Origin of the sequence: Gordonia sp. McavH-238-E (assembly GCF_022348225.1) — a bacterium.
GTDB classification, from domain to species: Bacteria; Actinomycetota; Actinomycetes; order Mycobacteriales; family Mycobacteriaceae; genus Gordonia; species Gordonia terrae.
On the sequence record NZ_JAKRFE010000005.1, the window covers coordinates 180,566 to 194,989 of the forward strand.

General features: G+C 67.8%; 11 protein-coding genes. 2 read left to right on the top strand and 9 right to left on the bottom strand.

Annotation, left to right across the window (positions count from 1 at the left end; genetic code table 11):
* Nucleotides 1–2 precede the first annotated feature (2 nt).
* Both MHN80_RS08910 and MHN80_RS08915 read right to left on the bottom strand, forming a co-directional pair.
* Nucleotides 3–869 carry an ABC transporter permease gene (locus MHN80_RS08910; RefSeq protein ID WP_239401012.1) on the bottom strand — a complete coding sequence of 289 codons (867 nt, stop codon included), beginning with the start codon at nucleotides 867–869 and terminating at the stop codon, nucleotides 3–5.
* A gap of 1 nt (nucleotide 870) precedes the next feature.
* Nucleotides 871–1,728, bottom strand: coding sequence for an ABC transporter permease (locus MHN80_RS08915; protein ID WP_004021204.1), 858 nt, complete (start codon nucleotides 1,726–1,728; stop codon nucleotides 871–873).
* Between the two features lie 340 nt (nucleotides 1,729–2,068).
* Between MHN80_RS08915 and treZ the strand changes: the two genes are divergently transcribed.
* Entirely contained in the window at nucleotides 2,069–3,829 is a 1,761-nt protein-coding gene (gene treZ / locus MHN80_RS08920; protein WP_275447564.1) for a malto-oligosyltrehalose trehalohydrolase, read from the top strand.
* A 49-nt stretch (nucleotides 3,830–3,878) separates the two neighbouring features.
* Here treZ and MHN80_RS08925 read toward each other — a convergent pair whose 3' ends face one another.
* Together MHN80_RS08925 and ilvA are read right to left on the bottom strand one after the other, a co-directional pair.
* On the bottom strand, nucleotides 3,879–4,205 hold the full coding sequence (locus tag MHN80_RS08925) for a hypothetical protein (protein WP_239401016.1): 327 nt from the start codon (nucleotides 4,203–4,205) through the stop codon (nucleotides 3,879–3,881).
* Nucleotides 4,206–4,370: 165 nt separating this feature from the next.
* Complete coding sequence (gene ilvA / locus MHN80_RS08930) at nucleotides 4,371–5,747, bottom strand: threonine ammonia-lyase IlvA (RefSeq protein ID WP_239401018.1); 1,377 nt, start codon at nucleotides 5,745–5,747, stop codon at nucleotides 4,371–4,373.
* A gap of 221 nt (nucleotides 5,748–5,968) precedes the next feature.
* On the opposite strand from ilvA, the gene MHN80_RS08935 reads away from it, so the two are divergent.
* Entirely contained in the window at nucleotides 5,969–6,955 is a 987-nt protein-coding gene (locus MHN80_RS08935) for an SMP-30/gluconolactonase/LRE family protein (RefSeq protein WP_239401020.1), read from the top strand.
* Here MHN80_RS08935 and MHN80_RS08940 read toward each other — a convergent pair.
* The 5 genes from MHN80_RS08940 to lspA all read right to left on the bottom strand — a co-directional run bounded on the left by MHN80_RS08940 (nucleotide 6,898) and on the right by lspA (nucleotide 14,420).
* The gene (locus MHN80_RS08940; RefSeq protein ID WP_101819481.1) at nucleotides 6,898–7,167 is read right to left on the bottom strand and encodes a hypothetical protein; all 270 of its coding nucleotides are present in this window, start codon (nucleotides 7,165–7,167) and stop codon (nucleotides 6,898–6,900) included. The two genes, MHN80_RS08935 and MHN80_RS08940, sit on opposite strands and share 58 nt — an antisense overlap.
* A gap of 266 nt (nucleotides 7,168–7,433) precedes the next feature.
* Entirely contained in the window at nucleotides 7,434–10,976 is a 3,543-nt protein-coding gene (gene dnaE, locus MHN80_RS08945) for a DNA polymerase III subunit alpha (RefSeq protein WP_239401022.1), read from the bottom strand.
* 239 nt (nucleotides 10,977–11,215) lie between these two features.
* Nucleotides 11,216–12,772: a protein kinase gene (locus MHN80_RS25700; RefSeq protein ID WP_308219768.1), complete on the bottom strand. Its 1,557-nt coding sequence runs from the start codon at nucleotides 12,770–12,772 to the stop codon at nucleotides 11,216–11,218.
* 63 nt (nucleotides 12,773–12,835) lie between these two features.
* A complete protein-coding gene (locus MHN80_RS08955; RefSeq protein WP_101819478.1) occupies nucleotides 12,836–13,762 on the bottom strand; it encodes an RluA family pseudouridine synthase in 927 nt (308 codons plus the stop codon).
* Entirely contained in the window at nucleotides 13,755–14,420 is a 666-nt protein-coding gene (lspA, locus tag MHN80_RS08960) for a signal peptidase II (protein WP_239401024.1), read from the bottom strand. Before lspA ends, MHN80_RS08955 begins: the two co-directional genes overlap by 8 nt.
* Between the last annotated feature and the right edge of the window lie 4 nt (nucleotides 14,421–14,424).

Genomic DNA, 14,424 nt, shown 5'->3' on the forward strand with positions numbered 1-14,424 from the left:
CCTCAACCCGAGATCTTGATTCCGGGCGAGGTGCCCCAGAACACGAGTGTCATGACCAGGTTCGCGAACACGATGACGATGATCGCGAGGCGGATGGCATGTCCGGCAGCAACTCCCACTCCTTCGGGTCCCCCTGAGGCGAAGTAGCCGTAGTAGCACTGGATGAAGGTCGTCAGCAGGACGAAGACGATCACCTTGAGGAACGAGAACAACATGTCCCACGAGACGAGGAACTGGTTGAAGTAGTACAGGTAGGTGCCCCCGCCCTGACCGCTCTGCACCATGAACATGAACTGGCAGGCGAGGTAGTTCGCGGCCAGCGACACCGAGTAGAGCGGGACGATCGCGAGGACCGCCGCACACATCCGGGTGGTGACGAGGTACGGCAGCGGCCGGATCGCGATCGCCTCGAGGGCGTCGATCTCCTCCGCGATGCGCATCGAACCCAGCTGTGCGGTGAACCGGCAGCCCGACTGGGCGGTGAACGCGGTCGCGGCGAGTAGGGGCGCGATCTCACGGGTGGTCGCGAAGGCGGACAGACCGCCGGTCACCGGCGACATGCCGAGCAGGTTGAGGGCGGTGTAGCCCTCGATCCCGACCGTCGCACCGCCCATGACCCCGAGGATCACCATGACGCCGACGGTTCCACCGCCGACCACGATGGCACCGTTGCCCCACGCCACATCGGCCAGGAGGCGCCACACCTCTTTGCTGTAGTGGCGGAACGCCAGTGGGACCGCACCGATGGACCGGACCAGGAACGTGATCAGGTGGCCCATGGCGGCGAGCGCATCGCGCGGACCGCGATACACCGCCTTGGCGGCCTCGAGCGGCCGCAGGGCCGGTGGCACGTACCGTGACGCGGTCATCTCACACCACCTTCGCCGGGAACAGGATCGTGAACAGCTGCGTCAGGATCACGTTCACCGTGAACAGCAGCAGGACCGAGTTGACGACGGCGGCGTTGACCGAGTTGGCCACGCCGGCGGGTCCGCCCTTCGTCGAGAGGCCGCGATCGCAGGCGACGATCGCCACGATCGCGCCGAATATGACGGCTTTGGCCAGGGCGAACATCAGGTCCGCGGTGGTCGCGAAGGACGCGAAGGTCCCGGTGTAGCTGCCCGGTGTGCCGCCCTGGAAGTAGACGTTGAAGACGTAACCCGTGATGAACCCGACGAAGCAGACGAACCCGCAGAGCAGGAAGCTGACCACCATGGTCGCGAGCAGTCGCGGTGAGATGAGCCGTTCGATCGGGTTGACACCCATGACGCGCATGGCGTCGATCTCGTCGCGGATCGTGCGCGAGCCGAGGTCGGCGGCGATGGCCGAGCCGACCGCGCCGGCCAGGAGCAACGACGTGACCAGCGGGGCGCCCTGCCGGATCACGCCCAGGCCCGTCGCGGCACCGGAGAACGAGGTCGCACCGACCTGACCGGCGATGTTGGACACCTGGATCGACACGATGACGCCGATCGGGATCGCGACCAGGAGCGTCGGGAAGACCGACGTGCTGGCCATGAAGGCGCACTGTCGGACGAACTCGCCGAACGGGAACCGCCGCTTGAAGAGGTCGACGAAGAGGGTCCGGAACACCTCGACGAACATGCCGAGCTGACGTCCGAAGGTGTCGAACGAGGCGACGATGTGGCCGTCGTACCACGACCGAACCGCCCCCGGCCTCTTGCGGCCCACCTCCTCGTCGTCCGAGGTGACTGCGTTAGTGCTCAATCCCTACCCTTGCGTCTCGGCTTACCCGTTCACCGGCCGTCAGGTCGCGATCGCGCGTGTCGTCGCCGACACGCGTCCTCGTTTCCGCAGAACCCCTCCGCGTGCCCCCCGTGGGCAGAAGCGCCGCGGGTAACATACCCCATTCTCGTGGTCCGAATGTGTCCGGCCTCACAGTAGCCCGCGACTGCACCTGTCCGGGGTCCGACATACCTTGCATGATGTGACGAATCCCCCGACCGTTCCTGCTGTTGCCCAGAGCACAATAACTTGGTCGGCCGACCAACGGGAACAAAACCTACCACTTCGTTCCATTGGGGGCCCGTTCCGATCGCCGCGGTCGCTGGACGAGATCCGCGTCTGGGCGCCGAACGCGCAGGTCGTCGACCTCGTGACGACGAGCGAGACCGGTTCGACGCAGGTGCGCACGCCCATGTCGACCGCGGCGGACGGTTGGTGGCAGGTCGATGCCATGCCGGCGGACGGCACCGATGGCGATCTCCGCTACGGCTTCTCGATCGACGGCGGACCACCGCGTCCGGACCCGCGCGCCGTCCGTCTGCCGGGCGGGGTGCACGAACTCTCCGCGCTGTTCACCGTCGACCCCGACGCCTGGACCGACGACGCGTGGGCCGGCCGGGACATCCGGGGTGCGGTGGTCTACGAGCTACATCTGGGGACGTTCACACCCGAGGGCACGCTCGACTCCGCGGTCGACCGACTCGATCATCTCGTCGAGTTGGGAGTCGACTTCGTCGAGCTGATGCCGGTCAACGCGTTCAACGGTGAGCACAACTGGGGTTACGACGGCGTCGGCTGGTACGCGGTCCAGGAGAGTTATGGCGGGCCCGCGGCGCTGGCCCGGTTCGTGGACGCCTGTCACGCGGCGGGACTGGGCGTCGTCCTCGACGTCGTGTACAACCACCTCGGCCCCTCCGGCAACTACCTACCCGACTTCGGGCCCTACCTCAGCGCGGGGACCACATCGTGGGGGTCGTCGGTCAATCTGTCCGATCCGGACTCCGACGAGGTGCGCGCGTTCATCCTCGGCACCGCGCTGCGGTGGTTCAGCGAGTTCCACGTGGACGCACTGCGTCTCGACGCCGTGCACGCGCTGACCGATCACCGCGCCGTTCACCTCCTGGAGGAGCTCGCCGCCGCCACCGACGACCTCGCCGCCCGACTCGGGCGCCCACTGTCGCTGATCGCCGAGAGCGATCTCAACGATCCCCGGATGATCCTGCCGCGCACCGTCAACGGACTCGGGCTCGCGGCGCAGTGGGACGACGACATCCACCACGCGATCCACACGCTGGTGTCCGGCGAACGGCAGGGTTACTACGGCGACTTCGGCAGCTACGAGTGCCTGGCGAAGGTCCTCACCGGCGGCTTCTTCCACGACGGCACCTACTCCTCGTTCCGCAGGCGGCATCACGGACGGCCGATCCCGACCGACTCCGTGCCCGCGTCGGCGCTGCTCGCCTACACCTGCAACCACGACCAGATCGGCAACCGGGCGATCGGCGACCGTCCGAGCGCCTATCTCGACGGCGGTCAACTCGCGATCAAGGCTGCGTTGGTCCTGCTGTCCCCTTTCACCCCGATGCTGTTCATGGGTGAGGAATGGGCTGCCGCGACGCCCTTCCAGTTCTTCACGTCCCACCCGGAACCGGAACTGGGCCGAGCCACCGCCGAGGGGCGCAAGGCGGAGTTCGCCGAACACGGCTGGGACAGCGACGATGTGCCGGACCCGCAGGATCCGGCGACGTTCGAGCTGTCGAAGCTGGATTGGACCGAACTCGACGATCCCGACCACGCCCGCATGCTCGACTTCTACCGAACGCTGATCGCGTTACGGAAAGCCGAAGCGGCGCTGCACGATCCGACCTTCGCGTCGGTGTCCGTCGACTTCGACGAGGCGTCCGGATGGTTCGCGATGCACCGCGGGGACTGGTCCGTGGTGTGCGTGCCCGGGGACGAACCGGTCACCGTGCCCCTCGTACTCGACGTCGAGATGGCGTGGGAGGCGGCCCGTTCCGACGGCGCCGGGTTCACCTCGCCGGGCCACAACGTGATCATCGGCCACCGCGGCAACGTCTCCTAGCCCGAAGCCGCGTGTACCGCGGCTTCGGGCCATGGATCGGAAGGTGGGGTCAGACGGAGTCGCCGCCGTCGATGCTGCCGAAGTCGCCGACCTCGACGTTGCCCTCGTCGTCGACGGCGGTGTCGAAGGTGCCGTCACCGTCGGTGTCGGCCACCGCGATGTCGGTGAGACCGTCGGCGTCGGTGTCGGCCTCGATGACGTCGATCTCGCCGTCGGCATCGGTGTCGTAGGCGATGGAGTCGGCCTGGCCGTCGCCGTCGGTGTCGAGGATGGCGTCGGTGGTGCCGTCACCGTCGACATCGGTGAGTGCGGCGTCGACGGCTCCGTCGCCATCGGTGTCGATCAGAACGGCGTCGGCGGGGATCTCGGTGCTCATGGTGGGTCCTTCCAAGTGGTGAAGCGCTGGTGTGCAGTGCTTCTGGGCGGTTCATGTACTTGGAGGCGACCCAGGTCGGGAATGTTCCCGGATTGTCGGGAGTCGTTCGCGTGTCGGACATCGGGGCTCCGGGAATGCGCATCGGCCCACGAAGCACCCGACGTCCTACGTGAGATAGGCGTACGCCGGGGAACCCGGTTCGAGCCGCTCACAGTGCAACCGCGAGCGGTCCATCCGGTCCATGAGGCCGCCGAGTCCGTCGCGGTGTCCGAGCTCGATGCCCACGAGCGCGGCACCGGTCTCGCGGTTGTTGCGCTTGACGTATTCGAACATCGTGACGTCGTCGTCGGGTCCGAGGACCTCGTCGAGAAAGCGGCGCAACGCACCGGGCTCCTGCGGGAAGTCGACCAAAAAGTAGTGCTTGAGCCCCCGGTGGACCAGCGAGCGTTCGATGATCTCGCCGTATCGGGACACGTCGTTGTTGCCGCCGGACACGAGGCACACCACCGCGGCGTCCGCCGGCAGCTGCAATTTGTCGAGGATCGCGACCGCGAGCGCCCCCGCGGGTTCGGCGATGATGCCCTCGTTCTGGTAGAGCTCGAGCATCGCCGAACAGATGGCACCCTCATCGACATGAGTGATGTGCGCGGTTCCCGGCGCAGGCGCGAAACGCTCGTCTGGCATCACCCGCACGGCCGGCGTCGCGGTGATCTGGGCGAGCACCGGATGATCGGTGACCGTCGCGCCGAGCTCCGACAGCACCCGGTGCCCGATGGCGCCAATGCGTTTGACCGCCGCGCCGTCGACGAACGGATCGATCTCGGCGAGCGTCACCGGTCCCCCGTTGACGAGGGCGGCACTCAACGACACCGCACCGGTCGGCTCGACGCCGACGATCGTCACGTCATCGGACAGACCCCGGAAGTACGTCGCCATCCCGGCCAGACATCCCCCGCCGCCGACCGGTGCGATGACGACGTCGGGTACACGACCGAGTTGCTCGACGATCTCGTGGGCGATGGTCCCCTGCCCCGCGGCGGTCCGCGGGTCGTCGAACGCGTGGATCCACGCCGACCCGGTGCGCATCACATCGTCCTGGGCGGCCGCCGCAGCGGCGTCGTAGGTTTCCCCGACGGCTCGGAGTTCGACGAAGTCACCACCGTGCCAACGGATTCGGTCCCGCTTCTGTTTGGGCGTGGTGGTCGGGACGTAGATCCGACCGGGCACCCCCATGCTGCGGCACGCGAACGCCACACCCTGGGCGTGGTTTCCGGCACTGGCCGCGACGACACCGCGTGACAGCTCGTCGGCCGACAACTGCGCCATCACGTTGTAGGCGCCGCGCAGCTTGTAGGAGCGGACGGCCTGCAGGTCCTCCCGCTTGAGGTAGATCTCGGCCCCGGCGTCGGCCGACAGGCGCGGACAGGTCTCGAGCGGGGTACGCGCCACCGCGTCGGCGATGCGAATCGACGCGGCTTCGATCGCGTCTACCGACAAAGCCTGCTGATGGACCGGGACGTGGTGCGTACTCACGACAGCCATGTTCTCACTGTCGGCCGGTGATCCGGTCCTGCGGGTTCGAGTCTTGCCGGTTGCGGCTTCGCCGTCTCGACACCCGCCCGAATCGCGATCACGACACATTCGCCCGCCCGGTGGCGTAACACTGGACGGTGGGTATGAGAGCCGGCCGGGCGGGAACCTCCCCACGGCCGCCTCATCGTGACCACCGACGGTGACCCAGCCCCACCCACCAGGGAGCAGCCATGACCGTTCGTCGAACCTTCCTATCCCGCGCGCGCCGACTGTCGCGGCTGGCCGCTCTCGGTGCGGCTGCCGCGCTGGCCGTCGGACTCGGCGCAGCGGTCGAACCGGCGCAAGCTGTCGCCGCGCCGGTGTGCGCCGGAGCCGGCCAGCCTGCTCGACTCGTCGGCTCGGTACCGGGCGCGGCGCTCGAGGGCCTGACCGTCGACGCCGGCGGTCGCCTCTACACCACCGACCTGATCACGGGTCGCGTGTATCGCCTCGCCGGACCGGGCGCACCGGCTGTTCCGATCGCACGCGTGCCGGGCGGGAGCGGCGCGGGCGCACTGGCCTGGACCCCCGATGGCACCTTGCTGGTCGGATACGGTGCCGATCCTCGTGTGTTCGTCGGCGATGCGCTGCGACACGCGTCCATCGCGCGCCTCGATGTCACCACCCGCGCGCTGCGCCCCTGGGTGTCGGGACTCTCGGCGGCCAACGGGATGGACGTGTCCGCGCGCGGAAATGTGTACGCCACCAACGATTTCGGCAATCTCATCGGCCGGGTGGGTCCCACCGGTGCCGTGCAGGCGGCCTGGGGAGCGCTGCCGAGCGCCAACGGGGCGGTACTCGGACGCGGCGACGGGTGGCTCTACGTGTCGCGGACGTTCGTCAACCCGGGCGTCAGCCGGATCTCCACCGCGAATCCGCGAGTTGTACAGAATCTGCTCAACGTGGGCGCGCCGTCGACTCCCGACGGATTGACGCTGGATTCGCGCGACCGACCGATCGTGCCGTTCAACGCCACCGGTGAGATCGTGCGGGTCACCTCACCGGGCAGCTACTGCGTGCTGGCGACCGGACTCCCGACGTCGAGTGTCCTCTCGTACGGACGCGGAAACCGCGGATTCTCGGCCGGACGTCTGTTCCGCGCCGGCTTCGACGGTCGGATCTACGAGATCCCGGGCGGGTTCGACGCGGGAGCGACAGCTGCCGTACCGGGCAGGTAGCGCTCGCCCCACCACACGGCGAGCAGGACAAGCCCGCTCGCCCACGCGGTGATCTCGAGCGACCCGACGAGCAGGAGGCTCACCAGCGCGACCGCCGCGGCTGCCACGACTGCGTGGATCTTGTGCGCAGGCCACTGCACACCGAAGACGTCGACGGTGCGGGCCGCCCGCGGCTCTCGATGGCTCGGGTCGACATCGATCAGGGTCGTCATCTCGAATCACTCCCTCGCAAGCCGCGTGTACCGGACGTGACGACGAGTGTAGCGGATGACGAAGGAAAATGTTCGGGGGCCCGAAACCTAGGTCACGGCTCGCCTGTGAGGGGTGCGTCGGGTGGTTTCGACACGGCTCGTCGCTATCGCTCCTCGCCTGCTCAACCAGCAGGAATGCCGCCTGTCCCTATCGCTCCTCGCCTGCTCAACCAGCGGAAAGGCCGCCTGTCGCTATCGCTCCTCAACCAGCAGCAACCCTCAGGAGGTCAGCTCAGACAGCTGGGCCCGAGTAGTGCCTTGAGGTCACCCATCAACGCCGAACTGGGTGCCACCCGGAGCGACTCGGTCAGTTTCAGTTGGGTCTGGCGCTTGTCGCTGACCAGGGTGACGTGCACGTCGGCCATTCCCGGATGCCGGGTCAGCACCTGCTTGAGCGCGGCGACGCGGTCGGGGGTGCACAACCGGGCCGAGAGCGTCAACGCGACGGGTTTCGTCGCGCCGGCTGTCTCCAGGTCCGGTACTGCGAGGTCGTTCGCGCTGATCATCATGCTGTCGTCTCGCAAATTCACCCGCGCCTTGATCAGGACGATGTTGTCGGCGACGATGTCCATCCCGTACGCGACGTAGGCCCGCGGGAAGAAGTAGACCTCGACGCCACCGACCATGTCCTCGAGCGTGACCGCGGCCCAGGGCTCACCCTTCTTGTTCACGCGCCGGGTCACCGAGGAGATGATGCCGCCGATCGTGATCTGGGCGCCGTCGGCGACGTTCCCCTCGAGCAGCGTCGTGATGGAGGTGTCGGTGTGCGCCGCAATCGCGTGTTCGACACCGCTCAGCGGGTGGCCGGACACGTAGAGCCCCAGCATCTCTCGTTCGATGGCGAGCTTGTGCTTGGTGTCCCACTCTTCTTCGGGCACCTTGACCGCGAACACCTCGGCCATCGAGTCGTCGGCACCGCCGGCGTCGCCGAAGAGGTCGAACTGGCCGATCGCCTCGGCCTTCTTGGTACCGATGACCGATTCGACGGCCTCCCCGTGCACGAGGAACAGGCCCTTGCGCGGGTGACCCAGTGAGTCGAACGCCCCGGCCTTGATCAGTGACTCGGTCACCTTCTTGCTGCACGCGGTGACGTCGATCTTGCCGAGATAGTCGGAGAAATTGGTGAACTTCCCCTTCTCCTCACGCGCCGAGATGATCGACCCGACGACCCCGGACCCGACGTTGCGGATCGCGGCCAGGCCGAACCGGATGTCCTTGCCGACCGCGGCGAAGTTCCGCTGGGATTCGTTGACATCGGGCGGCAGCACGGTGATGCCGAGCTTGCGACAGTCGGCCAGGTAGATCGCGGCCTTGTCCTTGTCGTCGCCGACCGAGGTCAGCAGACCGGCCATGTACTCGGCGGGATAGTTCGCTTTGAGGTAGGCGGTCCAGAACGACACCAGTCCGTAGCCCGCGGCGTGCGATTTGTTGAACGCGTACCCGGCGAACGGCAGGACGGTGTCCCACAGTGCGGTGATCGCAGCCTGGGAGAAACCGTTGTTGCGCATGCCCTCCGCGAAGCCGTCATAGGCCTCGTCGAGGATCTCCTTCTTCTTCTTGCCCATCGCGCGTCGGAGCAGGTCGGCCTGTCCGAGCGAATACCCGGCGACCTTCTGCGCGATCTGCATGATCTGCTCTTGGTAGACGATCAGGCCGTAGGTCTCCGACAGGATCTCCTTGAGCGGCTCCTCCAGCTCCGGATGGATCGGCCGGATGTCCTGCAGACCGTTCTTCCGCTTGGCGTAGTCGGTGTGCGCGTTCACACCCATGGGACCCGGCCGGTACAGCGCGAGGACGGCGACGATGTCCTCGAACCCGGTGGGCTGCATCATCTTCAGGAGTTCGCGCATCGCCGCGCCGTCGAGCTGGAACACGCCGAGGGTGTCGCCGCGGGCGAGGAGCTCGTAGGTCTTGGGATCTTCGAGGGGCAGCGCGTCGAGGTCGAGGTCGATGCCCCGGTTCAGCTTGATGTTCTCGAGGGCGTCACCGATGACGGTGAGGTTGCGCAGACCGAGGAAGTCCATCTTCAGCAGGCCGATGGCCTCACATGACGGATAGTCCCATCCGGTGATGATCGCGCCGTCCTGCGCGCGCTTCCACACCGGGATGGCATCGGTCAGCGGCTCCGACGACATGATGACCGCGCAGGCGTGCACGCCCGCGTTGCGGATCAGGCCTTCCAGACCGATGGCGGTATCGTAGATCTTCTTGACGTCCGGATCGGTCTCGATGAGCGTGCGGACCTCGGTGGCCTCGTTGTACCGCTCGTGCTCGGGGTTGGTGATGCCCCAGACCGGGATGTCCTTGGCCATGATGGGCGGCGGCAGCGCCTTGGTGATGCGGTCGGCGATGGCGAAACCCGGCTGACCGAACTGGACGCGCGCCGAGTCCTTGATCGCGGCCTTCGTCTTGATGGTGCCGAAGGTGATGACCTGGGCCACCTTGTCGCTGCCCCACCGATCGGTCGCGTACCGCACCATCTCGCCTCGACGACGGTCGTCGAAGTCGATGTCGATATCGGGCATCGACACACGCTCGGGGTTGAGGAATCGCTCGAAGAGCAGTCCGTGCGGGATGGGGTCGATGTTGGTGATGCCCAGGGCCCAGGCCACCAGGGAGCCGGCCGCCGAGCCACGACCCGGACCCACCCGGATGCCGACCTCGAGAGCGTGCCGGATGAGGTCGCCGACGACCAGGAAGTACGCCGGGAACCCCATCTGGATGATGACGTCGAGTTCGTAGTTGGCGCGCTGCAGGTACTCCTCGGGCACCTCGGTGCCGGCGAACCGACGCTCGGCGAGTCCCTTGGCGACCTCCTTGCGGAGGAAGGTCTGCTGCGTCTCGCCGTCGGGCACCGGGAAGACCGGCATGCGGTCGCGGTGGGTGAAGACCTCTTTGTAGGACTCGACGCGTTCGCCGATCTCGAGGGTGTTGTCGCAGGCGCCCGGGACGATCGAATCCCACTGCTCGCGCATCTCGGCCGCGGACTTCAGGTAGTACCCGTCGCCGTCGAACTTGAACCGGGTCGGATCGGAGAGGGTCTTGCCGGTCTGCACACAGAGCAGCGCCTCGTGCGCCGCGGCGTGCTCCTTGGTGACGTAGTGGCAGTCGTTGGTGACGATGGGCTTGATGCCGAGCTTGCGACCGATATCGAGCAGACCGTCGCGCACGCGCCGCTCGATCTCGAGGCCGTGCTCCATCAACTCGAGGTAGAAGTTGTCCTTGCCGAAGATCTCCTGCCACTTCGCCGCGGCCTCGAGAGCCTCGCGATCGTGACCGAGCCGGAGCCGCGTCTGCACCTCACCGGACGGGCAGCCCGTGGTGGCGATGATCCCCTCGGCGTGCGCGGCGATCAGATCCTCGTCCATCCGCGACCACTTGCCGAGCTGTCCCTCGATGGATGCCAGCGACGACAGCTTGAACAGGTTGCGCAGGCCGGCCGCGTTCTCGGCGACCATGGTCATGTGCGTGTACGCACCCGAGCCGGAGACGTCGTCGCTCTTCTGCTCGCGGGTGCCCCACTGGATGCGTTTGGTGTCGAACCGCGATCCGGGGGCGATGTAGGCCTCGATGCCGATGATCGGCTTGATGTCGTTCTTGACCGCGGTGTTGTAGAACTCGCTGGCGCCGAACATGTTTCCGTGGTCGGTCATACCGATCGCGGTCATCCCCAGCCGTTTGGCCTCGGCGAACAACGGGGACACCTTCGCCGCACCGTCGAGCATGGAGTACTCGGTGTGGTTGTGCAGGTGTACAAACGAGTCCGTCACGGCGCCTCTTCTGTCCAGATCGGTCGGTGGTTGTCGGGTCGGTCGTCAGATGTCGGTTCGATCGGCGTGTGTCGGCGCCCGAGAGCGCCCCCGATGGCGCTCGGTGTGCCGGGTCCGATTCCGGGTCCACTCTAGGCGCGTGTACCGACACCTCCGGGGTGCCACTCCGGGTCGTGACGCATGGGACAACTGTGGTACCACGGCGGCGCCGGCCACCGGGTAGACGACGCTCCTGCCCCTCACAGGGCCAGGAACACCACGACGATCGCGATCAGCAGCAGACCGGCGACGATCGCGAGGACGACGGGCAGCCGGTTGGGCCCGGCGGGCCGTACCGATCCGGACGGAACGGCAGGATTCCGCGGCGCCGGGCCACGTCCGACACCCGGCGGGCCGGAACGGAGCGGATCATGCGGTGGACCGGCGCGGTCGGGCCGCGAGCCGTCGGGTCGTAGGTGGTCGTTGCTCTGGCGGAAGGGGTTCGACGGCGGGTGCTGCCACACCGCCGGATCGGCGCCGGTCGTCGGCCTCGAACCCTCTCCCGGACGGGCCACCGGGCGCGGCCCGTGAACCGCTCGAGGCCCCGCATCCCGTCGCGGTCCCGCATCCGGGCGATGCGTACGGGCCGGCCCCCGCTCGGGCGGCGGGTTGGCTTCGCGTGCCGCGCCCGCCCGCTGCGTCGCCTCCAGGGCCGGGTCCGGAGGCGCGGGGTGTCCGGGCCGGGGCGGGCGACGATCCGTGGGCATCCGGTCGGCGGCCGGGGGACGCCCGGCAGGCGGCGGTGTCGGTCGACCGGGGCGTACCGGCATCTCCGGCGGCGGGGCGGCCGCGGCGCGGCCGACCGGGTGAACGCCGGGGACCCCGCGGATCGTTTCCGCATCGAGGTCGGCGACAGATCTCGGCCGGACATTCCGCAGGCTCGTGGCCAGGGCGTCGGCGAACTCCCGGCAACTGGCGAATCGGTCGCCGGGCGTCTTCGCCATCGCCCGGGCGAGGACGGTGTCTGCCTCGGGCGTGAGGCCGGGTACGAGTTCGGACACCCGCGGCACCGGCTCTTTCAGATGCGCTCCGATGACCGCGCCGTTGTCGCGATCGTCGAAGGGCACGCGTCCGGTGAGCAGGTGGAAGGTGGTGGCCGCCAGCGAGTACTGATCGGTCCGGCCGTCGAGTCGGCCGCCCGTCAACTGTTCGGGTGAGGCATAGGACAGGGTGGCCAGGACCGTGCCGACCGAGGTGAGCGCCTCGGTCTCGTCGGACAGTTTGGCGACCCCGAAGTCCGTCAGCAGGACCCGCTGCTCGTCGAACGACGAGTCCTCGTCGACCTCGGCGAGCAGGATGTTGGCGGGTTTCACGTCGCGATGGAGCAGCCCGCGCCGGTTGGCGTGATCGATCCCCCGGGCCACCTCCGAGACGATGTGCACCACGCGCCGCGGGGCGAACCGGCCGCGGGCGGCGAGTTCCCGCGCACAGTCGGTTCCGGGAACGTACTGCATGGCGATCCACAGCAAGTCGGCCTCGGCCGATCTGTCCGGTCTCGACGCCACCGGCACACTCGCGCGTCCGCGGTTGAAGACGGTGACGATGTTGGGGTGGTCGAGCGTGGCCGCGACCTCGGCCTCGCGTAGGAACCGGCGTCGGAAATTGCTGTCGGTGAGTCCTGCCGAGTCCTTGAGTACCTTCAGGGCGTCGTATCGCGGCAGTTCAGGATGCCGGGCGAGGAAGACCGCACCCATGCCTCCGCTCCCGAGTACCCGGTCGACGCGGTACCCGGCGACGAGGGTTCCCGGCTCGAGCACCCCCTCAATCTAGCCGTGCCAGGCGGGGATGTCGCCCACAAGCCGTCGATCGAACGCCCCCGGTCAGGTCGCCCGCAGGACGTCGAGCGCGTGCTGTAGGTCGTTCGGATACGACGAGGTGAACTCCACCTGCCGACCGTCGGCGGGATGGGCGAATCCCAACGACCGCGCGTGCAGCCATTGGCGTTCGAGACCCAGCTTCTTTGCCAGGACCGGGTCGGCACCGTAGGTCGGATCACCGCAACACGGATGATGCAGGGCCGAGAAGTGAACGCGGATCTGATGTGTACGACCGGTTTCGAGGTGCACGTCGAGCAGCGACGCCGCTGCGAACATCTCCAGGGTGTCGTAGTGGGTGACGCTCGGTTTGCCGTTCGCGGTGACCGCGAATTTCCAGTCGTTGCCCCGATGACGACCGATGGGAGCATCGATGGTCCCCGAGGGCGGATCCAGGTGGCCCTGGACGAGGGCGTGGTACCCCTTGTGCACGGTCCGCTGCTTGAAGGCCCGTTTCAGCAGCGTGTACGCGCGCTCGGAGACGGCGACCACCATGACCCCGGAAGTACCGACGTCGAGACGGTGAACGATTCCCTGACGCTCGTGCGCGCCCGAGGTCGAGATCCGGAAACCAGCGGCGGCCAGGGCCCCGATGACAGTGGGTCCGCTCCAGCCGACGGACGGATGCGCGGCCACTCCCACCGGCTTGTCGACGACCACGATGTCGGAATCGTGATAGATGACCTCGAGGTCCTCGACCGGCGTCGGTTCGACGCGCAGCGGTTCCTCGGGTTCGGGCAGGGTCACGTGCAGCATGGTGCCGGCGGCGAGTTTGTGGGACTTCCCCACCGCCACCCCGTCGACGACCACGTCGCCGTCTTCGGCGAGGGTGGCGACAACGGTGCGCGAGAGCCCGAGCATCCGCGAGACGCCGGCGTCCACGCGCATCCCGTCCAGGCCGTCGGGCACCGGCAGGAATCGCGACTCACGCATGGGCGCCGCCCTCGGTACCCGCGGTGTCCTGCTCGTCGCGCCGGTCTCGCCGCGCCGCCCAGCCCGTGCGGGTGCCGTCGTAGTCGAAGCCGAGCGCCGAGAGGATGACCAGCAGGATCGCGCCGCACACGACGGCGGAGTCGGCGACGTTGAACACCGGCCACCATCCCACCGACACGAAGTCGACCACGTGACCCTGAAGTGGTTGCGGTGAGCGGAAGATCCGGTCCATCAGGTTCCCGATGGCCCCACCGAGCACGAGCGCCAGACCGGCCACCCACCACCACGACCGCAGACGGCTGCTGTAGCGGATGATCACCAGGACGACCACCAGGGCGATGATCGAGAGCACCCAGGTGTATCCGGTCGCGAGCGAGAAGGCCGCCCCGCTGTTGCGGATGAGACGAAGGGTCACGAAGTCGCCGATGATCTCCACCGGGCGTGCCGGATCCAAGGTGGCGACCGCGATCGTCTTCGTCAGCTGGTCGAGGCCGAGGATGACCAGTGCGACACCGAGCACCGCGAGGGTGACCTTCGGGAGCCGGCGGCCGCGCTCGCGTACGGACGTGTCGGTGTCGTCGGGTCCGCGGTCGGCCCCGGGTTCGACACTTCCGTGCGGGTCCACGTGCTCTCGATCCGTCAGGGGTTGGTCATCCACAGCA

Coding starts and splice junctions, on each gene's coding strand:
- MHN80_RS08910 (WP_239401012.1), bottom strand. CDS start 869: ATGACCGCGTCACGGTACGTGCCACCGGCCCTGCGGCCGCTCGAGGCC.
- MHN80_RS08925 (WP_239401016.1), bottom strand. CDS start 4,205: ATGAGCACCGAGATCCCCGCCGACGCCGTTCTGATCGACACCGATGGC.
- ilvA (WP_239401018.1), bottom strand. CDS start 5,747: ATGGCTGTCGTGAGTACGCACCACGTCCCGGTCCATCAGCAGGCTTTG.
- MHN80_RS08935 (WP_239401020.1), top strand. CDS start 5,969: ATGACCGTTCGTCGAACCTTCCTATCCCGCGCGCGCCGACTGTCGCGG.
- MHN80_RS08940 (WP_101819481.1), bottom strand. CDS start 7,167: ATGACGACCCTGATCGATGTCGACCCGAGCCATCGAGAGCCGCGGGCG.
- MHN80_RS08955 (WP_101819478.1), bottom strand. CDS start 13,762: ATGCGTGAGTCGCGATTCCTGCCGGTGCCCGACGGCCTGGACGGGATG.